This is a genomic window from Nocardia asteroides (genome assembly GCA_019930625.1).
In the GTDB taxonomy this organism is placed as follows: domain Bacteria; phylum Actinomycetota; class Actinomycetes; order Mycobacteriales; family Mycobacteriaceae; genus Nocardia; species Nocardia sputi.
Genome location: CP082844.1, coordinates 605,652 through 625,450, shown reverse-complemented (window position 1 = coordinate 625,450; position 19,799 = coordinate 605,652). Strand labels below are relative to the sequence as shown.

The window sequence follows — 19,799 nt, the reverse complement described above, 5'->3', positions numbered from 1 at the left end:
GTCGATCGGATCGCGCGTAGTGGCGCTCAGGCGTGCTGGGTGACGCCGCGCGCGGCATCACGGGCCAGAGCACGGTCGCGCTGCTCCTCGAACTTGACCACGTCCTTGCCCAGCTTCTCGACGTACTCGCCCAGTTCGTCGCGCGCCTGCTCGCCGCGCGGCCCGAAATCGGAGCGGTCGAAGACGTTCCACTGCTTGAACACCGGCTGGAGCACCTCCTCCAAGTGCTGGCGCAGGTCGTAGATGCCGTGTTTGGCCATGAGCACGCCGTAGCGGCGGAAATTGGGCATCCCGGCGCCGGGCATCACGAAGTTCGTCACAATCCTGGTGATCGCGGGCATCGCCTGGTCGGGCACGAGGTCCAGTGCCGCACCGCACACCGAGCGATAGAAGATCATGTGCAGGTTCTCGTCGGCCGCGATGCGCTGGAGCATTCGATCGGCAACCGCGTCGTTGCACGCCTTGCCCGTATTGCGGTGCGAGACGCGGGTGGCCAGTTCCTGGAAGGTGACGTAGGCGATGCTCGCGAGGAATCCGCCCCACCCGTCCGGCGACTGGACACCGGTGCTCATGTGGATCATCCGGGCCTCTTCCAGGGCGACCGGATCGACGCCGCGGGTGACCACCAGGTAGTCCCGCATGGCGATGCCGTGGCGGTTCTCCTCGGCGGTCCAGCGGTCCACCCAAACGCCCCACGGGCCGTCCTCGGAGAAGTTCTGCGCGATCTCCCGGTGGTAGGAGGGCAGGTTGTCCTCGGTGAGCAGGTTGGTGATCATGGCGACCCGGGCGACCTCGCTGAGTCTCGATTGATCCGGCTCCCAGTCCGCGCCGCCGAGGGCGGCGAAATTGCGGCCCTGGCTCCACGGAATGTAATCGTGCGGATTCCAGTCCTTCGCCATGGACAGGTGCCGATCGAGATTCTCTTCGGCGACCGGCTCGAGCTCGGCCAGTATTTGCAGCGGGGTCAGGTCTTCGGTCACGCGTTCCTCCACAGTCGGAATCGGCGATGATGCTGAGCCGGGCGTCGTGCTGTGCACTTCGGGCGGGACAGAGCCAGATCGAGCGGAGAAGCACCTGCGCGGAATAGTCACACGCAGGCTGCCGATTGTGCAGCATGACGCGCTGCGGTGTCAGCCGTTCGGGCATCTTCAGGCGGTAGTGTTCCTGACATGGGTTATCCGGAGGATGTGCTGGCGCCGGAGGAACACTTGCTGCTCCATCGCCATCCGCATTGGAAGATGCTCTTCTGGCCGATCGTGACGCTCATCGCCGCCACGGCGCTCGCCGGTTTCGCAGGGGGACTCGTCTCACGCAAGGCCGAGGGCACGACACTGTCGGCGCTGCTCGTCACGGTGCTCGTGGTCTACCTGGGGATTCTCCTATGGCGCTGTGTCGCACCGATTGTCACCTGGCAGTCGACGCATTTCATCGTCACCGACCGGCGTGTGCTCGTGCGCCAGGGCGTGATCACCCACAGCGGCATCGACATCCCGATGAGCCGGATCTCCAGTGTGCAGTTCCGGCACGGGCTGTTCGATCGGTTGCTCGGCACCGGAACGTTGATCATCGAGTCGTCCTCCTCGGAGCCGTTGGAGTACGACGACATCCCGTCGGTACAGCAGGTGCACGCCCTGCTGTACCACCAGGTTTTCGAGGTGGAACGCCATCGCGACGGGCGCGACGAGCGCTGGGACGACCATCGCAGCTACCGCTGAGCCCGTAACCTGGGCGTATGACCGCTGTACTGCTGGCCGAGGACGACGAGGCCATCGCCGCCCCGCTGTCGCGCGCGCTCGGGCGCGAGGGCTACTCGGTGACCGTCGAGAGTTTCGGCCCGGCCGTGTTGCAGCGGGCGCTGGAAGGCGGTCATGACCTGCTCATCCTCGACCTCGGCCTGCCCGGCATGGACGGGCTGGAGGTATGCCGTCAAGTGCGTGCCCGCGGAGCGGATCTGGCGGTCTTGATGCTCACCGCTCGCACCGACGAGGTGGATTTCGTCGTGGGGCTGGACGCCGGCGCCGACGACTACGTCGGCAAACCGTTCCGCCTGGCCGAGCTGCTCGCCCGGGTGCGAGCGCTGTTGCGGCGCAGCGGAATCGGTGACGACACGGTGGAGGTCGGCGGCATCCGCCTGGAGCCCGCCGCGCGGCGGGTGCTGGTCAACGGCATCGAAATCGGTTTGGCCAACAAGGAATACGAGCTGCTCAAGGTGCTGATCGACCGGGCGGGCCAAGTGGTGCCGCGCGAGACCATCCTGCGCGAAGTGTGGGGCGACGCGGAATTGCGCGGTTCCAAGACCTTGGACATGCACATGTCCTGGCTGCGCCGCAAGATCGGCGACGAGGGGCCCATGGCCGAACGGCGCATCGTCACCGTCCGCGGCGTCGGCTTCCGGCTGAACACGGACTGACGTGCGCCGCCGGATCCTGCGTTCCATGCTCACCGTGCTGACCCTCACCACGGTGGTGCTCGGCGTGCCGCTCATCTACACGGCGTGGTTGTGGGTGGAGGACATCACCCGCAACGACCTCCAGAACCGGCTGGACCGGATCGCCGCGGAGATCATCGCGCAGGAGCGCGACGGCATGGTGCTCGGCGAGCTGGACATCCGGTCGGTGGCGCCGCTGGTGCCCGAGAACGGCAGGCTCACCATCGTCTATCCCTCGCAGAAGGACAACGCCCTCCGCCGCGACATCGGGGTGGCGCAGGTGCACGATCCGCTCGTCGAATCGCTGTCGATGGGCACGTCCGGTTCGCTGCGCCTGGAGGTGCCCTCGGCGCCGATGCACGCCATGCAGCGCCAAGCGGTCGCGGTGGTCGCGCTGGCGGTGCTCGCGTCGCTCGGCGCGGCGGTCTCGGTCGCGGTGGTCACCGCCCGGCGGGTGGCCGATCCGCTGCGCGATGTCGCGGCGCGGGCGGCGCGGCTGGCGATGGGCGATTTCCGGCCCGATTCGCGCAGGCACGGCATCGCGGAACTGGATCGGGTCTCCGACGTGCTCGACTCCGCGACCGTGGAGATCGCCGGACGGCTGCAGCGCGAACACGCACTGGTGGCGGACGTCTCCCATCAGTTGCGCAGCAGGTTGACCGCCGTGCGGTTGCGCCTCGACGAGCTGTCGGCGCATGCCGATCCGGAGGTGGTGCACGAAGCCGAGGAGGCGATGGCCCAGGTCGACCGGCTCACCGACGCGATCGACGACCTGGTGCGCGCGTCCCGCGACGAGGATGCGGCCGATCGCGATCCGGTACCGGTGATGGACGAGTTGCGCGGCGTGGTCGCCGAGTGGACCCACCCGTTCACCGAGGCGGGCCGCACCCTGACGCTGACCGGCGACGAGTCGCTGCGCGCGCCGCTCACGGGTTCGCGGCTGCGCGAGGCGGTCGCGGTGCTGGTGGACAACGCGCTCATGCACGGCGGCGGCACCTGCACGGTGTCGGTGCGCGAGGTGCGGCCGGGCGCCGACCGGGAGCCGCTGGTGTGCGTCGAGGTCGCCGACGAGGGGCAGGGAGTGCGTGACGAACTCGCGCCGCACATCTTCGATCGAGGCTTCTCCGCGGGCGGTTCCACCGGCGTGGGGCTCGCTCTGGCGCGGGCGCTGGTCGAGGCGGACGGCGGGCGGCTGGAATTGCAGCGGCGCAGGCCCGCGCTGTTCGCGGTGTTCCTCGGGTCCTCGAAGGGGCGTTCGCCGAACGCGGCGGTGCCCGAACCGCGGTGACTCAGCTGCGGCCGAGTTCCTCTTCCACCAAGTCCACGAATTCCGCTTCCAATTCGCGCATTTCGTCCGGGAAGACCCAGCGGCGCATCGCCCAGAAACGGAACGCCATCTGCAGCAGATTGCCGATGATGAACGCGCTGATGAAGTCGGCGATGTTCTCGACCGTGAAGCTCACGTTGGGCTGGCGTAGGTCGAAGATGTAGCTGGAGATCCACAACGGCGTGAAGGCCAGGACGACGCCGACGCCGCTGACGCCGAAGAACAGCAGCGCTTCGTGATGACGTTCCCGCCCGCCGCGGTGCTTGAACGACCATTCCCGATTCAGGATGTAGGACGCGATCACGGCGATGACGCCGGAGATGATCTTGGCCGTCACCGGTTTCTCCGCGAGCACCGTCCACTTCAGCGCGTAGAAGATGCCGCTGTCGATCACGAACGTGGTGGCGCCGACGATCGCGAACTTGATCAGTTCCCGATGCCGGTACGCGATATCTTGCAGCGGCTTGGGGAGGACGCTGACCACGTCGTCGACGAATGACACAAGACCGGAGTGTACCGGTACCCATCATTTGCGCCGGACATGACAATATTGTCCGACGTGAGCGCACGTTCCTTCGATCCATCGGCAATGCCCACCGTCACCATGATCGGTGGCGGCCAGTTGGCGCGCATGACCCACCAGGCGGCGATCGCGCTGGGTCAGCGGCTGCGCGTGCTCGCGGAGAACCCCGAGGACCCGGCCGCACAGGTGAGCCCGGAGGTGGTGCTCGGCAGCCACACCGACCTGACCGCCCTGCGCAAGGCGGCGGTCGGCTCGCACGCGCTGACCTTCGACCACGAGCACGTGCCGACCGAGCACTTGGAGGCGCTGGTCGCCGAGGGTGTCAACGTGCAGCCGCCCCCACAGGCGCTGGTCTACGCGCAGGACAAGCTGGCCATGCGCACCAAACTGAGCGGACTCGGGCTGCCCGTGCCCGCGTTCACGCCGGTGACCTCGGTGGACGACGCCGTGCGGTTCGGTGACGAGCACGGCTGGCGGATCGTGCTGAAGGCGGTGCGCGGTGGTTACGACGGCCGCGGCGTCTGGATGCCGGAATCCGCCGGCGCGGCCGAACAGATCGTCACCGATCAGCTGGCGCACGGCGTCCAGTTGCTCGCCGAGGCGAAGATCGACCTGGCACGCGAGCTGTCGGCGATGGTGGCCCGCTCGCCGTTCGGGCAGGCGGCGACCTGGCCGGTGGTGGAGACCGTGCAGCGCAAGGGCCAGTGCGCGGTCGTCATCGCGCCGGCCCCCGGCCTGCCGGAGGATACGGCCGCCGCGGCGGAGACCATGGCGTTGAACCTCGCCGGTGAACTCGGCGTCGTCGGCGTCATGGCGGTGGAGCTGTTCGAGACCACGGACGGGAAGTTGCTGGTGAACGAGCTGGCGATGCGCCCGCACAACTCCGGGCACTGGGGGATGGACGGCGCTCGCACCGGGCAGTTCGAGCAGCATCTGCGGGCCGTGCTCGATTACCCGCTCGGCGACACCTCGCCGCTGGCCCCGGTGACCGTGATGGCGAACATCCTCGGCGCGCCGCAGGCTCCCGCGATGTCGATGGACGAGCGGCTGCACCACCTGTTCGCCAGGCTCCCCGAGGCGAAAGTGCACCTGTACGGCAAGGGCGAGCGCCCCGACCGCAAGATCGGGCACATCAACATCCTCGGCGACGACGTGGCCGAGGTCCGGGAGAAGGCGGAGCGGGCGGCGCACTGGATGTCGCACGCGGTTTGGACCGACGGATGGGATCCGCATGAGTGAAGCAGTGGCCATGACCCCGGCGGTCGGCCTGATCATGGGCAGCGACTCGGACTGGCCGACCATGGAGGCCGCCGCGGAAGCGCTGGCGGAGTTCGGGATTCGCTTCGAAGTGGGCGTCGTCTCGGCGCATCGCACCCCGCAGCGCATGCTCGACTACGCGCGTGATGCCGCCGGCCGCGGGTTGAAGGTCATCATCGCCGGTGCGGGCGGCGCCGCCCACCTCCCCGGCATGGTCGCCTCCGCCACCCCGCTCCCGGTGATCGGCGTGCCGGTCCCGCTCAAGTACCTCGACGGCATGGACTCGCTGCTGTCCATCGTCCAGATGCCCGCGGGCGTGCCCGTCGCCACCGTCTCCATCGGCGGCGCCCGCAACGCGGGCCTGCTCGCCGCCCGCATCCTCGCCGCCCACGACCCCGCCCTGCGCACCCGCATGGAACAGTTCCAGGCCGGGCTCGAACAGATGGTCCTGGAAAAGGACGACGCCCTGCGCACCAAGCTGCTGGGCTGAGCGGTCCAGGATGCGGGAGACCCGCTTGGGCGGGGCTCCGTCAACGTGGTCGTCCGCGTAGGCGACACCGTTCGCCGCCGTCCGGTCGCTCGTGCCGAGTTCGCGCGCGAACCGCTCGCCCGGTTCGAGCGGTCCGGCCGGACGGATCGAATGGTGATCTACATCACATCGTGTCAGGATGTTCGTCCCCGCGGTGTCTTGTGCTCGAGCCTGTCGGAGCGAAGGAGACACCATGAGCGAGAAGACCGAAGTGGTCGTGGTCGGCGGGGGATATGCCGGTGTGATGGCGGCCAACCGCTTGACCCAGCGTTCGGACGTGGCGGTGACGGTGGTCAATCCGCGCCAGGCGTTCGTTCCGCGGTTGCGGCTGCACCAGTTGGTGGGCGGAACCCACGACGCGGTCGTCGACTTTCGAGAAGTGCTGGCCGAGGGCATCCGGCTGGTCGTGGACAACGTGACCGGGATCGACGCGGCCGGGCGGAGGGTGACGCTGGCCGAGGGTGGCGAGCTCGGCTACGACTACCTGATCTACGCGGTGGGCAGCGGCAGCGCGGGCCCGCGGGTGCCCGGCGCGGCGCAGTTCGCCTACCCGATCGCCACCTTGGAGGCGGCTCAGCGGTTGCGGTCGGTGCTGTTCGACACGCCGATCACGGCGGCGGTGACGGTCGTAGGGGGTGGTCCGACCGGTATCGAGACCGCCGCGGAGCTGGCGGAGCAGGGCCGCGGGGTCACGTTGGTCTGTGGCGGGGTGCTCGGTCCGTACCTGCATCCGAAGGCCCGGCGCACCGCCCACAAGTACCTCGCCAAGCTGGGCGTCAGCGTGCTGGAAGGCCCCGACGCGTCGGTCACGGAGGTGACCCCGGAGTCCGTACGACTCAGCGGTGGCCGCACGCTGAACAGTCAGGTCACCATATGGACGGCTGGCTTCGGCGTGCCTGATCTGGCCGCCCGCAGCGGGCTGAGCACCGACACCGCCGGGCGGCTGCTCACCGATGAGACGCTGACCAGCGTCGATGACGAGCGCATCGTCGCGGCGGGCGATTCGGCGGCGCCGTCGGATCTGCCGTTCCGGATGAGCGCCTACGCCGCGGGATGCCTGGGCGCCCACGCCGCCGACACGGTGCTGCACCGGATCGCCGGTGAGCAGCCGGAGCCGGTCGATCTGTCGTTTCCCGCCATGTGCATCAGCTTCGGCCGCCGCGCCGGGATCTTCCAGCTCGCCCACAAGGACGACACCGCGATCCGGCTCTACTTCACCGGACCCGTGGGCAAGAAGCTCAAGGAATTCTCCTGCGCCGCCAGCGTCAAACATTTGGTGGAGGAAGCGCACAAACCCGGCTCGCACTCCTGGCCCAAGGACGGCAAGCACAGGCCGGCGCTGCTGCAGGCTCAGCGCGACGACGCGGCGGCACGGGTCGCGTAGGACACCGCCATCGTGGTCGGGCCGGTGATCTCGGCTGCACGGGTGCGGCAGCGCCTGAATTACGGACGCTGCCGCCCTGGGCGCCACCGGACTACCGGGAGCCGGACCTGACAATGGCCGACTGGGGAGGACCCCATGGACACAACAAGTGAACCCCGTGGGCATCGGCGGGCCGGTGACACGGCAGCGGGTCGCGACAGCGGCGACCACGCCACCATCGAAGCGACCGAGACGTTCGTCGCCCACCGCAGGCTGCTGTTCACCGTCGCGTACGAGATGCTCGGGTCAGCGGCCGACGCCGAAGACGTCATGCAGGAAGCCTGGCTGCGCTGGATCGCGGTCGACGCGACGAACGTCGACGACCCACGCGCCTACCTGGTTCGCATCACCACTCGCCAAGCGCTCAACCGGCTGCGGTCGATGAAGCGCCGCAGAGAGTCGTACGTCGGCTCCTGGCTGCCGGAGCCGCTGCTCACCACTCCGGACGTGGCCGTCGATGTCGAGCTCTCCGAAAGCGTGTCGATGGCTCTGATGCTCGTCCTCGAGACATTGAGCCCGACCGAGCGCGCGGTGTTCGTGCTGCGTGAGGCATTCGGGATCGATTACGACGAGATCGCCGCGGCGGTCGACAAAACCCCGGCGGCCGTGCACCAGATCGCTCACCGCGCCCGCCGCCACGTCGAAGCCCGCCGACCACGTCGCTCGGTCACCGCGCGCCAGGCCGAGGCGGCTGCCGAGGCTTTCCGCCGGGCGTTGGAAACTCGGGACCTGCAAGGCCTGCTCGACGTACTCGCCCCCGACGTCGTGGCGATCAGTGACGGAGGTGGCATCAAACAGGCCACGCCACGGCCGGTCATCGGCGCCGACAAGGTCGCGCGCTTCATCGTCGGCGGCCTCACCAAGAACAAGGTCACGCTCACCGTCGAGCCGACCTCGATCAACGGCAGTCCCGCGTTGGCGCTGCACGTCGAGGGAGCGCTCGACGGCGTCATCGCGATGCGCGTCGAGGACGCCCGCATCACCGGCCTCTACTACGTGCGCAACCCGCAGAAACTGACCCACATCGAATCCGAGACCCCGCTCACCCTGCGATGAACACCAGCCACGGCCCACTGTTCGAGGAGAAGACATGACCACGCGGGCACCGCTCGCCACCGACCCGCTTCCGTCCCGATGGACGACAGTGGCCGCAGCTGTAGCCCTGCTGACAGCGATCGTCAGCCTGCTGCTGATCGCTTTCGCCTGGCCATCGGTACGATCCTCGGTACACGATGTGCCGATCGCCGTCGCGGGGCCGGCCACGGTGGTCGGGCAGGTTCGCGCCGCCCTCGATCACCGTCTCCCGCACGGCTTCGAGTTCACCGAAGTCGCCGACACCGCGGCCGCCGAACAACTCATCCGTGACCGGCAGGTCTACGGGGCGATCGACCTGAGTTCCGGCGCCCCGCAGGTCCTCCTCGCCTCCGCAGCCAGCACCGCGGTCGCCCAGACCTTGCAGACCATGGCGACCGGTCTCGGCCAGGCGGGCAGCACCGGCACACCGCCCGCAGTCCGCGATCTCGCCGCCCTGCCCGCCGACGACCCACGCGGCGCGGGCTTGGCCGCAGGCGCCCTGCCCCTTGTCATGGGCGGTCTGCTGGCCGCCGTGCTGCTGACCAGGCTCGTTCGTGGCGCCGTCCGCCGGGTCACCGGGGCACTCGCCTTCGCGGTCACCGGCGGCCTGGCCGTGGCAGCGATCCTGCAGTTCTGGTTCGGCTCGCTGAGCGGCTCCTACCTCGCCAACTCCGGCGCGGTCGCCCTCAGCATCGCGGCCACCTCCTTGGTCGTCCTCGGGCTGGAATCCCTGTCGGGATACGTCGGAATCGGAATCGGCGCCGTGGTCATGATGCTCATCGGCAACCCCCTGTCGGGTGCCGCGACCGCGCCGGAGATGCTGCCCGGCTGGTCCGGCGCGTTCGGCCAGCTGCTGCCGCCCGGCGCGGGCGGCAGGTTGCTGCGCTCCACCGCCTTCTTCGACGGACGCGGCGCCACCCAAGCCGTCATCGTCCTGCTGGCCTGGCTCGCGCTCGGTGTCGCACTCTGCCTGGTCGGCGGGTCGCGCGCGCGTCGTGCCGCCAACGGCGCGGTGCGCGACGCACCCACCGGCCCGCAGCACGCCACCCTCGCCAGCTGACCCGCATCGAGCGGCAAGCCGGCCGGCGGTGGCATCCGATGCCCGGAGCGTCGGCGACTTCCCGCCACTGAGGTGACCGGCAGGAGGATTCCTACCTTCGGCCGCTGGCTACGGTTGGTGCGTGACTACAGGGGATATCGCTCGGATGCGGGGAGACGACGACACCGCGCATTTTCGGCTGACGGTGGTGGATCAGGCGCTGCGGTTGTTCGCCGAGAAGGGGTACGAGGCGACGACGGTGGACGAGATCGCGGAGGCGGCGGGGATCTCGCGGCGGACGTTCTTCCGGCAGTTCCGGTCGAAGGAGGACGTGATCTTCGCCGATCACGAGTCGCAGCTCGCGCAGGCGGCGGAATTCCTATCCGCGTCGCGCGAGGACCCCTGGGAGGCGGTGTGCGCGGCGGTGGTGCTGGTATTCGAGCGGTTCACGCAGTGGCGGGAGATCGCGGCGCGGCGGTATCAGGTGGTGCGCCGGGTGCCCGCGCTGCGTGAGCGGGAGATCGTCACGGTGTTCCGCTACGAACGGTTGTTCACCGACTTCTTGCGGGAGCGGCTGCCGGAGGCCCCGGATCTGGCGCGAGTGCAGTTCACCGCGGCCGTCACGGCGACGCACAACTATCTGTTGCGCCGGATGGTGCGGGGCGAGTCGGACGCGGGCGCCGCCGACCTGCGGGTGGAGCTGGCCGCGATCCCGCGCGGTGCCGGGCGTGCCGCGAATGCCGAGGATCTGGTCGTCGCAGTCTTCCCGCGCGATGTCCCACCCAGGCAGATCGCGGACCTGCTGGTCCGGAAGCTCGGTACTCTCTGAGGCGGATCGGATTGCGACCGATCTGACACTGAGTGCCACGTAATATCTGCACGTGGTCAGCGTTCTTGCGCGTATACTCGACCATGATGTGGCACTGAGTGCCGATGCGCTGACTCCACTCGGCGGGAATCAGCGATCACCACCGACGACCAGGAGTGAACCCGATGGCGGGAAACCCCGATTTCGACCTGTTCAAGCTCGAGGACTTCCACGATGAGCTGCGCGCCGCGATCCGCGCTCTGGCGGAGAAGGAGATCGCCCCGCACGCCAAGGACGTCGACGGCAACTCCCGCTTCCCGGAGGAGGCGCTGGCCGCGCTGAACGCCTCCGGCTTCAACGCCGTGCACGTGCCCGAGGCCTACGGCGGCCAGGGCGCGGACTCGGTGGCCACCTGCATCGTCATCGAAGAGGTCGCCCGCGTGTGCGGCTCGTCCTCGCTGATTCCCGCCGTCAACAAGCTCGGCACGATGGGCCTGATCCTGAACGGCTCCGAGGAGCTGAAGCAGAAGGTGCTGGCCGACATCGTCAACGGCGAGATGGCCTCCTACGCGCTGTCGGAACGCGAAGCGGGCTCCGACGCGGCGAGCATGCGCACCCGCGCCAAGCAAGAGGGTGACGACTGGATCATCAACGGCTCCAAGTGCTGGATCACCAACGGCGGCAAGTCATCCTGGTACACCGTGATGGCGGTGACCGACGCGGAGAAGGGCGCCAACGGCATCTCCGCCTTCCTGGTGCACAAGGACGACGAAGGTTTCGTGGTCGGCCCGCTGGAGCACAAGCTCGGCATCAAGGGCTCGCCCACCGCCGAGCTGTACTTCGAGAACTGCCGGGTGCCGGGTGACCGCATCGTCGGCGAGCCGGGCACCGGTTTCAAGACCGCGCTGCAGACCCTCGACCACACCCGCCCCACCATCGGCGCGCAGGCCGTCGGCCTCGCCCAGGGCGCGCTGGACGCGGCCATCGCCTACACCAAGGACCGCAAGCAGTTCGGCAAGTCGATCGCCGACTTCCAGAACACCCAGTTCATGCTCGCCGACATGGCGATGAAGATCGAGGCCGCCCGCCTCATGGTGTACACCTCGGCCGCCCGCGCCGAGCGCGGCGAGCAGAACCTCGGCTTCATCTCCGCCGCCGCCAAGTGCTTCGCCTCCGACGTCGCCATGGAAGTCACCACCAACGCCGTCCAACTGTTCGGCGGCGCGGGCTACACCACCGACTTCCCGGTGGAGCGCATGATGCGCGACGCCAAGATCACCCAGATCTACGAGGGCACCAACCAGATCCAGCGCCTGGTGATGAGTCGTGCCCTGCTCAAGTGAGCTTTTCCTGGATCACCGGAGGTTCGGGCGTGCCTGCGCACGCTCTGCGGCCGTCTCCAGGCCGTGGAGGAGCGCGGGCCGCCCGAACATTCTGTCGATAGAGTCCGCGCTCGCTCTCAGCTCAACGACACCGATCAGCGGTCCCGGCTGCTTCGATCACTCGTAGTGGTAGCGGCATGCGATGATCACGACTGAGTCATCCTCGATGGCGTACACGATCCGATGTTCAGTCGTGATTCGTCGCGACCAATAACCGGCCAAATGATGTTTCAAAGCTTCCGGCTTCCCGATCCCTTCGTAGCCGTTGCGCTTGATGTCCGCAATCAGTGTGTTGATCCGGCGCAAGATCTTCTTGTCGTTGGCCAGCCACCACTGGTAGTCGTCCCAGGCGGGATCTGTAAACGTCAGTTTCACGCGCTCGCCTTGCCGGGCGTTACGTTGCCTTCGGACCCCTCGTCAACGTCTACTAGCTCGCGAGGCGTTGCGCCGCCGCCGCGATGTTCGGCTATGGACCGTTCGAGGTGCCGCGCATTAGCCGGACTGCCGAGCAGATACGCGGTCTCTTGTAGCGCTTGATACTCGCTGAGCGCGACAACGACGGCAGGTTCGTGGCCCGCCCGAGTGATCACCACCTCTTCCAGGTCTTCGGTGGCGCTGTCGAGAACCGATGCGAAGTTGGCTCGCGCCTCGGTATAAGTCATCGGCTTCATGCCTTCACTGTACAGGATCCTGTACAGGAAAGGGGTGGGTAAATCGGCGGACAGCTCTACCGGTCGCCCGCACAGACCGCGGGCCGCCCGAACGGTTTTATGGAGAGCATGCCAGGACGGCTGGCGGCTACGCCTAGCCGCGGTAGATCTCGACGTAAGCGTTGGTGGCTACTGCGAACACACCGGGACCCATTCCCGTGCAGCCCGTGGTGATGCGCTGGCCGTTCGGCGTGAAGGGATAGCTGAGTGCCTGGTAGGGCCCGATGCCGTAGAGCGGAAACGGGCCGCTGGCGTAGAGGCCGACGCAATCGACATGCAGGACGTAGTTACTTCCTCCGTCGGGTTGGCAAGTCGCCGACGCGCCGGAAAGATCCCGCTGGACGGCGCAATCCTGCGGCGCGGCTTGGGCGGTGCCGGAACCGACGATCGCGACGAAGGCGAGACCCGAAACACCAGCGGCCGCGACCCGTGCGGCGGCGACAATCGTCTTCTTCATGAAAGCTCCTCCTGTTTCAGTTCGATCTTCGGCCGAGACCGGCGAATGTTACTGCCGGTAGGTTTAATTCGCTTCGCCCCTAGGGCGGGCCTGTCGCTGCGGACCACCGTTGAGCCGGGCAGGTCGATATCAAGGTTCCAAGTACAGGCGTTCGCACGGCAATCGCGGGTAGCCGTCGGTGTCGTCTGTGGATACCTGCACGGCGTCGTGCCAGTGGTGTGCGCGCCATTCCTGGACGAAGAGGCATGCGGCCGTGACGCAGGCGACGAAGTCGAGGCGGGCTCCGTGCCAGAACACCGACAGGTGGACGTCCGGCTCGGAGGGGAGGGGGGATGGCGCACGGTCAGGCATATGCCGCCCATCGCCGACGGCGCGCGGCCTTTTCGGCCACGCAGCTACGGATCGCCGTGACGACGAGACGACCGGAGGGCCGAAAAGTCGTGTCGGGCCACGTTATCCACGCGCGGAACTTGGTTCCTCGATCTGCGGGGCTCGGCATCGCGATCAGCCCGCCGTAGCGGATGATGGACACGTTCAAGCGGAACATCTCGGCGAACAGTGGTACGTCGTCCGGCAGATCCGGCCGGATGATGTACGTCCACCGTTTCGACCGTGGATGCGACAGGATCGGCCCCAGCTCTTGGCCGTGGTTCTGCATCCACACCTTCACGTGCTGTCCCAGCACGGCGGGCATGGTGATCGCCCAGACCATCCCGGTGCGGACGACGATGCGCCCGATCTGGGGAGGGTCGACGGTCGCGGGGAGGCCGCACACCTGGCGGTAGTAGTGGCAGCGAGACAACGGTGTGTTCCCAAACGCTATGTGGCGCATCGAGACCTCTGCTTCGTCGGAGGGGTTCAGGTGCGCCCGGTCCGCGACCAGCCCTGATCGATACCGGGACGGGTGGGAGCGAACAACGTTGTGGGGGACGCGTTTCCGCGTGCCCTCCCGGGCGCAACTTCAGCGAATCACTGGACGTGCTCGATGAACTACGTGAAGATGAGATCTCATCAGCTCCACCAGCATGTTTTTCATCCTGCAATGAGAATTGGCCCGGAGATGAGAAGCCCGGGCCGCCCGAGTGGACAGGAATCCGGCATGGCCGAAAGTGGTGGCTCGACCCTCCCTCGTCGTCAGCTCGGCAGGCACCTGCGGAACGGACGCGAAGCGGCGGGATTGACGTTGGCCGATGTGGGGGAACGGATGCAGTGGAGCGTCAGCACGGTTCAGCGCATGGAGGTCGGCAAGACCGAGCGTATCCGCACCGTCGATATCGAGGCGCTGTGCAAGATCTACGACTTCACCGAGGAGTACACGACCGCACTCGTCGGGCTCGCGAAGCAGGCCAGTGTGAAGTCGTGGTGGCATGAGTTCGGCGATCTGATCCCCGAGAACTTCGATGTGTTCGTGGATCTGGAAGCCACTGCGCGGGCTTTGACTTGGTACGAGCCCGAACTTGTTCCTGGGATTTTTCAGACCCCCGCGTACGCGAGTGGGCTGATCCGCGCCGTCTATCCGAACGACACGCCGCTGGAACATGAGCGTCGGGTCCACCTCCGGCGCAAGCGTCAAGCGCTGATCACCCGCAAAACGAAACCCGTGACCGTGAACGCCATCCTTCGAGAGTCCGTGCTACGGGGAATTGTGGGCGACGATCGCATCATGTCCGCCCAACTTCGTCATCTGGTGAATCTCATGGGTCTGCCCAATGTCACGATCCGTGTGCTTCCTTTCTCCGCCGGATTCCCTATGGGCGTGGCCGTCGGGCCGTTCGTGATCTTGAAGTCCGGGGGCGACGGCAGGCGGCAGCCGAAGGAGCCTACAGTTGTCTACGTCGAGAGCTTCACGGGCGATTTGTACCTGGAGAAGTTCAGCGCTGTGAACCGGTATGTCGATGCCTACCGGCAGTTCGAGCGCGCGGCGCTGGATCCGGAACGTAGCAAGAGCCTGCTCCGGCAGATGGCAAGGGAGTATGCACCGTGAATACCGATCTCTCCGATGCGAAGTGGTTCAAGAGCAGCCGTAGTGGGGGCGACAAAGCATGTGTCGAGGTCGCCTTCCTCGAGGGAGGGCAGGTCGGCGTGCGGGATTCCAAGAACCCGACCGGCCCGGCGCTGGTGTTCGCACCCGGCGAGTGGGACGCCTTCACCACTGGTATTGCCGACGATCGTCCCTGAACCCATCCGGCACCTCGCTTTTGCCCCGCTACATGGGGCGTCCGCGGGCGGCCCATGGCTGTCGCGACCGCGAGTGGACCTCTCGGTGAGCGGCCAACTCGCGGCGCGTCGCTCAGGAGACCAGGTCCGCGTACTCCCGGTGTTCGGCGATGTACTTCTCCACATACCAGCAAGTGGGGATGACCGAGAAGCCCGCGTTGCGGGAGTCGTCGAGGGCGTATTCGACGACTTGGGCGGCTACTCCTCGGCCCCGGAATTCGGGGAAGGTCATGGTGTGGTGGAAGTCGCGGACCTTCAGGTCCGCGCGTTCGGCGTAGTCGGCGTACCCGGCGAGGGTGTCGTCGATGTAGATCTCGAAACGGGTGTCGGCGACGTTGTGCTCGAGCCTGGTCGTCATGATCGGGTAGAACTCCTTGGCGGTGGGGAATGTTCCGGCGTGGCGGCTACAGGATCGCGCCGGGGTTGAGGATGCCGTCCGGGTCGAGCGCGTCTTTGATGCGCCGGGTCAGAGCCATCACGTCGGGGCCGAGCTGCTCGGGCAGCCATGCTTTCTTCAAACGTCCGACGCCGTGCTCGCCGGTGATGGTGCCGCCGAGGGCGATGGCCAGATCCATGATCTCGCCGAAGGCGCGGTGCGCCCGCGCGGTGAGGTCGGCATCCGACGGGTCGTGCACGATCAGCGGGTGGGTGTTGCCGTCGCCCGCGTGGGCGATCACCGACACCGTCACCGCGTTGCGCTCGGCGATCTCGGCGACGCCGCTCACCAGATCACCGAGCCGGGGCAGGGGCACGCCGACGTCCTCCAGCAATAGCGGTCCGAGCTTTTCGACGGCGGGAATCGCCAGACGCCGGGCAGCCGTGAACGCCTCTCCTTCGTCGGGATCCTCGGTGTGGAAAACCTCTGTCGCGCCCGCCTTCTCACAGGCCGCGGCCATGATCTCGGCTTCGCGCCGGGCGAATTCGCCTGGTGCGTCGGAGCGCGCGACCAGCAGCGCGGCCGCCTGCCGGTCCAATCCCATCCGCAACTCGTCCTCCACGGCGTTGATCGACACCGAGTCCATGAACTCGAGCATCGACGGCCGCAGTTCGCCGGTGATGGTCAGGATCGCCTCGGTGGCCGCGGTGAGCGTGTCGAAGCTGGCGACGACCGTGCTCTGCGGCGGTTGCGCGGGCAGCAGCCGCAAGGTCAGCTCGGTGATCACGCCCAGTGTGCCCTCGCTGCCGACGAACAGCTTGGTCAGCGACAGGCCGGCCGAGTCCTTCAATCGGGGACCGCCGAGCCGCACGGCGGTGCCGTCGGCGAGCACGACCTGCATGCCGAGCACGTAATCGGTGGTTACGCCGTATTTGACACAGCAGAGCCCGCCCGCGTTGGTCGCGGCGTTGCCGCCGATCGAGCAGATCTCGAACGACGACGGGTCGGGCGGGTACCACAGGCCGTACTCCGCGACCGCGCGCTTGACCTCGGCGTTGAGCAGGCCGGGTTGCACCACGGCGGTGCGCGTCACCGGGTCGACGGTGATCGCGCGCATCCGTTCGGTGGTCAGCACGATCGCTCCGTCGACGGCCGTCGCACCGCCGGAGAGACCGGATCCGGCCCCGCGCGGGATCACCGGGACGCGCTGCGCGGTGGCCCACCGCAGCGTCGCGGCCACGTCGTCGGTGCTGGTGGCGCGTACCACGGCCAGGGCGGTTCCCGCGTCGGGATCGCGCGCCCAGTCCTGCCGGTAGCCCGCCAGCAGGTCGGCGTCGGTGAGCACCGTGCCGTCGGGGAGAGCCGCGATCAGGTCATCCAGGTCCACAACCTTCACGCTAGCGCCCCGCGCCCGATTTCCGCCGACCGGCCGACTGCTGCGCGTGTGCGACCGAGGGAGACCGGCTGAGCCACCGGCCGGTCGCCGTCCGCTCATCTGACGGACACCTGCCGCTGTCACCCTGGTCGCGTGCATGAGCTGTCCGAGACCGCCGACACGATCGCCGACCGGTTCACCCACTGGTGCGAGGCCGTCGTGGACCGGCTCCCGTTCGGGCTGAATCGTCTTGTGCCGCCCACCTTCCTGGGTTTCGGGCTGATCAACAGCGGCACCTTCGGTGTCGACCTGGCCCTGCTGACGATCTTGCACGGGTGGTTCGATCTGCCGGTGTGGCTGTCGGTGACCGTGGCCTACGTGTGCGCGTTCGGGCTCGGCTTCGTGCTCAACCGCACGTTCAACTTCCATTCGCACGCGCCGGTGGGCAGGCAGGCTGCGGTGTATGTGGTGGTGGTCGTGGTCAACTACCTCGCGTTCATCCTCGGCGTCGGCAGCGGACTGACCGCGCTGGGCCTGCAGTACCACCTGTCCCGGTTGCTGGCGGGCGCGTGCGAAGCCGTCTACATGTACAGCGCGATGCGCTGGGTGGTCTTCCGCCGGGCCGCCGAGCCGGAACCGGCGCTCGCACCTGACGCGACGTGAGTCGAAGCGCTGGGTGCCACCCCTCCGTTCATGACCTCGCTGGATTGATCAGCACTTCGGTGCGCGCGCCGTCGACGACGATCGCGTCCTCGTCGGTGAGCGCCCAGTGCGCGACGCCTTCGGCGCGGTAACGGGCGGCGAGCCGAGTGCAGTCACCCTCGGGGTCGGTGGCCGAATCGATGTGCGGCACGATCCGGCGGTCGACCAATCCGAGGCCATCCCACCGCGGTTGCACTCCGCACGCCGGGGCGACCTCGCCGGGGTCGTCCACCGACTCCAGGCCGTGCAGGTCCGGGGTCAGTACGCAGGCCCCGGCGCTGTAACCGGCGTAGACCAGCGCGTCGGCGGCGAGCAGCCGGGGAAGAGCTCGGTCCGCTCCGCTGCGGGCGAACTGGGCGCGCAGAACGAACGTGTTGCCGCCGCGCACCCACACCAGCGGGAACTCGGCCAGCTTCCGCTCCAGCTCGGCTTCCCGCCCGGCGTACTCGCGCAGGTCGAGCACCTCCGGCGTGTAGCCGAGCTGGCGCAGTGGCGTCACGTCGCTGGTCACCGCGCCCGCCCACGCCTCCGGCCAGGCGTCGCAGGCATTCGGTATCACCGCGACCCGGCCCGGCGGGCCCGCGAGTGCGACGAGCCGGTCGTAGTGCGCCCCGAATCGGTAGCTGGAGAGGAAGAGTCGCATCGCGTCAGATGGTGAAGGCCAGGTGGCGGATGACGCGCTGCCCCAGTTCGGCGTCACCGTCGATGGTGATCTCGTCCCAGTGCTCCTCGGCGGTCGTCCGGCCGCCACCGAGACGCACGAAAAGCCGCGAGTCCAGCCCGATCTCGACCGTAGCCGGTCCGTCGAAGGCGTCCACGTAGCTCGCCCGGCCCGCCACCTGGATGTGCAACGTCCTGGCCAGCGGACCGCTCAGCGCGAAGGTGATCCGGGCGCCGTCGGGCGCACCGCCTTTCTTGACCACCACGCGCGGGATGCTGCGCGCGAACTCGAGGAATGCCAGTTCGCCGCGTGGGCCGCCCTCCTCGACCGTGACCCCGAGCGCGTCGGCGATGTCGAGTTCGTGCATCCAACAATCGAACAACCGCACTCGCATGAAGCGGCCATAGGTGATCTGCCCGATCGGCGACACCGTTTCCTTCTGCCACTCGGCATCGCCCAGCGCGGCGAGCGCCGCACGCCTGCGGTCCACGACGTCGCGATAGAGCTCGAGCAGCCGGGCGCCGGGCAGTGGGCGCAGCCGGTCCACCCAGATCTCGTTGAGCACCGCGGTCTCGTTGCGCACGTAGGGGAGGGTGCGCACGTCGGTCTTGGCCCTGGTCGGGTCGTGCGCGGGCGGGCGATCACCCAGCAGCCACGACTCGGTGCCGATGACGTGGGCGACGAGGTCGAACACCGTCCAGCCGGGCAGCGACGACGGAGTACGCCAACGGTCCTCGTCCAGCGGAGCGACCAGCGCGTCGATCGCGCCCCATTGCCGGGACAACAGGTCGATCAGCACGGTGCGGTCCAGCGTCTCGGTCATCCGTCGGTTTCCTTTTCCGGGCCTTCGCCCTCGTTGTCCAATGCCGCGATGCCGCCCCGGATGGCCGCGGCGGTGGCGACGGGGTCGTGCGGGCGACGCAGCAGAAACCCCTTGGCGAACTTCAGCGTGTCGCCATGCCGGCGGGGGATCACGTGCAGGTGGACGTGCGGGACGGTCTGGAAGGCGGCGGTGCCGTCGTTGAGCACCAGATTGGCCCCATCGGCGGCGAGGCTGCTGCGCCGGATGGCCAGTGCGAGCCGATGCCCGGCCCGGAAGATCTGCGCGCCGAGTTCGGCGTCGAGGTCCTCCAGTTCGGCGGCGTGCCGTTTCGGTATGACCAGCGTGTGCCCGCGGGCGACCGGCCGGATGTCGAGGAACGCGCACAGCGTGTCGTCCTCGTACACTTTCGCCGCCGGTGCCTCGCCCGCCACGATGCGGCAGAAGACGCAGTCGTTCACACGCTGGACCATACGGCGTACGAGCCGACCGGAACAGCCCGGACGGGCGATCGGCATGACGCGGGTCACCGCGCCCGTCCCGGCGAGGCCGAGACCAGGTATCGAACCTCGAGGTTGGTAACGAACTTCTTCGTACGGTCTTGCTGTGTTCACCGGCGGCGACAACGATCACACATCGAGAAGGAAAACGAGCAACTCGTTGCTCGGCGGCGGGCGGCGCGCTCCGAGGC

Annotated in this window: 24 protein-coding genes; 13 read left to right on the top strand and 11 right to left on the bottom strand. The window is 67.9% G+C overall.

The genetic code is table 11. The annotated features are described in order from the left end of the window. Positions 1-26: 26 nt before the first annotated feature. Entirely contained in the window at positions 27-980 is a 954-nt protein-coding gene (locus K8O92_02955) for an acyl-ACP desaturase (GenBank protein ID UAK32985.1), read from the bottom strand. A 189-nt stretch (positions 981-1,169) separates the two neighbouring features. Here K8O92_02955 and K8O92_02950 point away from each other — a divergent pair, with 189 nt between their 5' ends. From K8O92_02950 to K8O92_02940, 3 genes are read left to right on the top strand one after another with little or no spacing between them, the layout of a single operon-like run. After that, positions 1,170-1,715 carry a PH domain-containing protein gene (locus K8O92_02950; GenBank protein ID UAK32984.1) on the top strand — a complete coding sequence of 182 codons (546 nt, stop codon included), beginning with the start codon at positions 1,170-1,172 and terminating at the stop codon, positions 1,713-1,715. Between the two features lie 17 nt (positions 1,716-1,732). Further along, a complete protein-coding gene (locus K8O92_02945) occupies positions 1,733-2,410 on the top strand; it encodes a response regulator transcription factor (protein UAK32983.1) in 678 nt (225 codons plus the stop codon). Between the two features lies 1 nt (position 2,411). Next, positions 2,412-3,716 carry a HAMP domain-containing histidine kinase gene (locus K8O92_02940; protein UAK32982.1) on the top strand — a complete coding sequence of 435 codons (1,305 nt, stop codon included), beginning with the start codon at positions 2,412-2,414 and terminating at the stop codon, positions 3,714-3,716. 1 nt (position 3,717) lies between these two features. On the opposite strand, the gene K8O92_02935 is transcribed toward K8O92_02940, so the two are convergent. Next, on the bottom strand, positions 3,718-4,257 hold the full coding sequence (locus tag K8O92_02935; protein UAK32981.1) for a GtrA family protein: 540 nt from the start codon (positions 4,255-4,257) through the stop codon (positions 3,718-3,720). A gap of 87 nt (positions 4,258-4,344) precedes the next feature. Between K8O92_02935 and K8O92_02930 the strand changes: the two genes are divergently transcribed. The 7 genes from K8O92_02930 (at position 4,345) to K8O92_02900 (ending at position 11,751) form a co-directional block, all read left to right on the top strand. Beyond that, positions 4,345-5,517, top strand: a complete 1,173-nt coding sequence (locus K8O92_02930) for a 5-(carboxyamino)imidazole ribonucleotide synthase (GenBank protein UAK35399.1) — start codon at positions 4,345-4,347, stop codon at positions 5,515-5,517. Then, positions 5,510-6,025 carry a 5-(carboxyamino)imidazole ribonucleotide mutase gene (gene purE, locus K8O92_02925; protein ID UAK32980.1) on the top strand — a complete coding sequence of 172 codons (516 nt, stop codon included), beginning with the start codon at positions 5,510-5,512 and terminating at the stop codon, positions 6,023-6,025. The genes K8O92_02930 and purE overlap by 8 nt, the downstream gene beginning before the upstream one ends. A 232-nt stretch (positions 6,026-6,257) precedes the next feature. Further along, the gene (locus K8O92_02920) at positions 6,258-7,448 is read left to right on the top strand and encodes an FAD-dependent oxidoreductase (protein ID UAK32979.1); all 1,191 of its coding nucleotides are present in this window, start codon (positions 6,258-6,260) and stop codon (positions 7,446-7,448) included. A 135-nt stretch (positions 7,449-7,583) separates the two neighbouring features. Further along, positions 7,584-8,543, top strand: a complete 960-nt coding sequence (locus K8O92_02915) for an RNA polymerase sigma-70 factor (protein ID UAK32978.1) — start codon at positions 7,584-7,586, stop codon at positions 8,541-8,543. Between the two features lie 88 nt (positions 8,544-8,631). Beyond that, positions 8,632-9,621 (top strand): hypothetical protein, encoded by a 990-nt coding sequence (locus K8O92_02910; protein ID UAK35398.1) that lies wholly within the window; start codon positions 8,632-8,634, stop codon positions 9,619-9,621. A 145-nt stretch (positions 9,622-9,766) separates the two neighbouring features. Further along, positions 9,767-10,429 carry a TetR family transcriptional regulator gene (locus tag K8O92_02905; protein UAK35397.1) on the top strand — a complete coding sequence of 221 codons (663 nt, stop codon included), beginning with the start codon at positions 9,767-9,769 and terminating at the stop codon, positions 10,427-10,429. Positions 10,430-10,593: 164 nt separating this feature from the next. Further along, entirely contained in the window at positions 10,594-11,751 is a 1,158-nt protein-coding gene (locus K8O92_02900) for an acyl-CoA dehydrogenase (GenBank protein UAK32977.1), read from the top strand. Between the two features lie 156 nt (positions 11,752-11,907). Here K8O92_02900 and K8O92_02895 read toward each other — a convergent pair whose 3' ends face one another. The 4 genes from K8O92_02895 to K8O92_02880 all read right to left on the bottom strand — a co-directional run bounded on the left by K8O92_02895 (position 11,908) and on the right by K8O92_02880 (position 13,789). Continuing rightward, on the bottom strand, positions 11,908-12,165 hold the full coding sequence (locus K8O92_02895; protein UAK32976.1) for a Txe/YoeB family addiction module toxin: 258 nt from the start codon (positions 12,163-12,165) through the stop codon (positions 11,908-11,910). Beyond that, positions 12,162-12,461: a type II toxin-antitoxin system prevent-host-death family antitoxin gene (locus tag K8O92_02890; GenBank protein UAK32975.1), complete on the bottom strand. Its 300-nt coding sequence runs from the start codon at positions 12,459-12,461 to the stop codon at positions 12,162-12,164. Before K8O92_02890 ends, K8O92_02895 begins: the two co-directional genes overlap by 4 nt. A 133-nt stretch (positions 12,462-12,594) precedes the next feature. Further along, the gene (locus tag K8O92_02885) at positions 12,595-12,888 is read right to left on the bottom strand and encodes a hypothetical protein (GenBank protein ID UAK35396.1); all 294 of its coding nucleotides are present in this window, start codon (positions 12,886-12,888) and stop codon (positions 12,595-12,597) included. Positions 12,889-13,300: 412 nt separating this feature from the next. Further along, positions 13,301-13,789 carry a DNA-directed RNA polymerase subunit beta gene (locus K8O92_02880; protein ID UAK32974.1) on the bottom strand — a complete coding sequence of 163 codons (489 nt, stop codon included), beginning with the start codon at positions 13,787-13,789 and terminating at the stop codon, positions 13,301-13,303. A 267-nt stretch (positions 13,790-14,056) separates the two neighbouring features. Between K8O92_02880 and K8O92_02875 the strand changes: the two genes are divergently transcribed. Together K8O92_02875 and K8O92_02870 are read left to right on the top strand one after the other, a co-directional pair. Then, entirely contained in the window at positions 14,057-14,941 is an 885-nt protein-coding gene (locus K8O92_02875; protein UAK32973.1) for a helix-turn-helix domain-containing protein, read from the top strand. After that, positions 14,938-15,135, top strand: a complete 198-nt coding sequence (locus K8O92_02870) for a DUF397 domain-containing protein (protein ID UAK32972.1) — start codon at positions 14,938-14,940, stop codon at positions 15,133-15,135. The genes K8O92_02875 and K8O92_02870 overlap by 4 nt, the downstream gene beginning before the upstream one ends. A gap of 112 nt (positions 15,136-15,247) precedes the next feature. On the opposite strand, the gene K8O92_02865 is transcribed toward K8O92_02870, so the two are convergent. Together K8O92_02865 and K8O92_02860 are read right to left on the bottom strand one after the other, a co-directional pair. Then, the gene (locus tag K8O92_02865) at positions 15,248-15,532 is read right to left on the bottom strand and encodes an N-acetyltransferase (GenBank protein ID UAK32971.1); all 285 of its coding nucleotides are present in this window, start codon (positions 15,530-15,532) and stop codon (positions 15,248-15,250) included. A gap of 46 nt (positions 15,533-15,578) precedes the next feature. Beyond that, the gene (locus K8O92_02860) at positions 15,579-17,045 is read right to left on the bottom strand and encodes an FAD-binding protein (protein UAK32970.1); all 1,467 of its coding nucleotides are present in this window, start codon (positions 17,043-17,045) and stop codon (positions 15,579-15,581) included. 33 nt (positions 17,046-17,078) lie between these two features. Between K8O92_02860 and K8O92_02855 the strand changes: the two genes are divergently transcribed. Then, a complete protein-coding gene (locus K8O92_02855; protein ID UAK32969.1) occupies positions 17,079-17,588 on the top strand; it encodes a GtrA family protein in 510 nt (169 codons plus the stop codon). A gap of 28 nt (positions 17,589-17,616) precedes the next feature. Here the strand turns inward: K8O92_02855 and K8O92_02850 are convergent, their stop codons facing one another. The 3 genes from K8O92_02850 to K8O92_02840 are packed head-to-tail and all read right to left on the bottom strand — an operon-like array spanning position 17,617 to position 19,569. Continuing rightward, a complete protein-coding gene (locus K8O92_02850; GenBank protein UAK32968.1) occupies positions 17,617-18,270 on the bottom strand; it encodes a peptidase E in 654 nt (217 codons plus the stop codon). 4 nt (positions 18,271-18,274) lie between these two features. Continuing rightward, on the bottom strand, positions 18,275-19,111 hold the full coding sequence (locus tag K8O92_02845) for a maleylpyruvate isomerase family mycothiol-dependent enzyme (protein ID UAK32967.1): 837 nt from the start codon (positions 19,109-19,111) through the stop codon (positions 18,275-18,277). Beyond that, positions 19,108-19,569, bottom strand: coding sequence for an HIT family protein (locus tag K8O92_02840; GenBank protein UAK32966.1), 462 nt, complete (start codon positions 19,567-19,569; stop codon positions 19,108-19,110). Before K8O92_02840 ends, K8O92_02845 begins: the two co-directional genes overlap by 4 nt. Positions 19,570-19,799 lie beyond the last annotated feature (230 nt).

What these genes read in the sequence shown, in the direction of transcription:
- K8O92_02950 (UAK32984.1), top strand. Translation starts at nt 1,170, where the DNA reads ATGGGTTATCCGGAGGATGTGCTGGCGCCGGAGGAACACTTGCTGCTC.
- K8O92_02945 (UAK32983.1), top strand. Translation starts at nt 1,733, where the DNA reads ATGACCGCTGTACTGCTGGCCGAGGACGACGAGGCCATCGCCGCCCCG.
- K8O92_02930 (UAK35399.1), top strand. Translation starts at nt 4,345, where the DNA reads ATGCCCACCGTCACCATGATCGGTGGCGGCCAGTTGGCGCGCATGACC.
- purE (UAK32980.1), top strand. Translation starts at nt 5,510, where the DNA reads ATGAGTGAAGCAGTGGCCATGACCCCGGCGGTCGGCCTGATCATGGGC.
- K8O92_02920 (UAK32979.1), top strand. Translation starts at nt 6,258, where the DNA reads ATGAGCGAGAAGACCGAAGTGGTCGTGGTCGGCGGGGGATATGCCGGT.
- K8O92_02915 (UAK32978.1), top strand. Translation starts at nt 7,584, where the DNA reads ATGGACACAACAAGTGAACCCCGTGGGCATCGGCGGGCCGGTGACACG.
- K8O92_02905 (UAK35397.1), top strand. Translation starts at nt 9,767, where the DNA reads ATGCGGGGAGACGACGACACCGCGCATTTTCGGCTGACGGTGGTGGAT.
- K8O92_02900 (UAK32977.1), top strand. Translation starts at nt 10,594, where the DNA reads ATGGCGGGAAACCCCGATTTCGACCTGTTCAAGCTCGAGGACTTCCAC.
- K8O92_02890 (UAK32975.1), bottom strand. Translation starts at nt 12,461, where the DNA reads ATGAAGCCGATGACTTATACCGAGGCGCGAGCCAACTTCGCATCGGTT.
- K8O92_02880 (UAK32974.1), bottom strand. Translation starts at nt 13,789, where the DNA reads ATGCGCCACATAGCGTTTGGGAACACACCGTTGTCTCGCTGCCACTAC.
- K8O92_02875 (UAK32973.1), top strand. Translation starts at nt 14,057, where the DNA reads ATGGCCGAAAGTGGTGGCTCGACCCTCCCTCGTCGTCAGCTCGGCAGG.
- K8O92_02865 (UAK32971.1), bottom strand. Translation starts at nt 15,532, where the DNA reads ATGACGACCAGGCTCGAGCACAACGTCGCCGACACCCGTTTCGAGATC.
- K8O92_02860 (UAK32970.1), bottom strand. Translation starts at nt 17,045, where the DNA reads ATGAGCGGACGGCGACCGGCCGGTGGCTCAGCCGGTCTCCCTCGGTCG.
- K8O92_02850 (UAK32968.1), bottom strand. Translation starts at nt 18,270, where the DNA reads ATGCGACTCTTCCTCTCCAGCTACCGATTCGGGGCGCACTACGACCGG.
- K8O92_02845 (UAK32967.1), bottom strand. Translation starts at nt 19,111, where the DNA reads ATGACCGAGACGCTGGACCGCACCGTGCTGATCGACCTGTTGTCCCGG.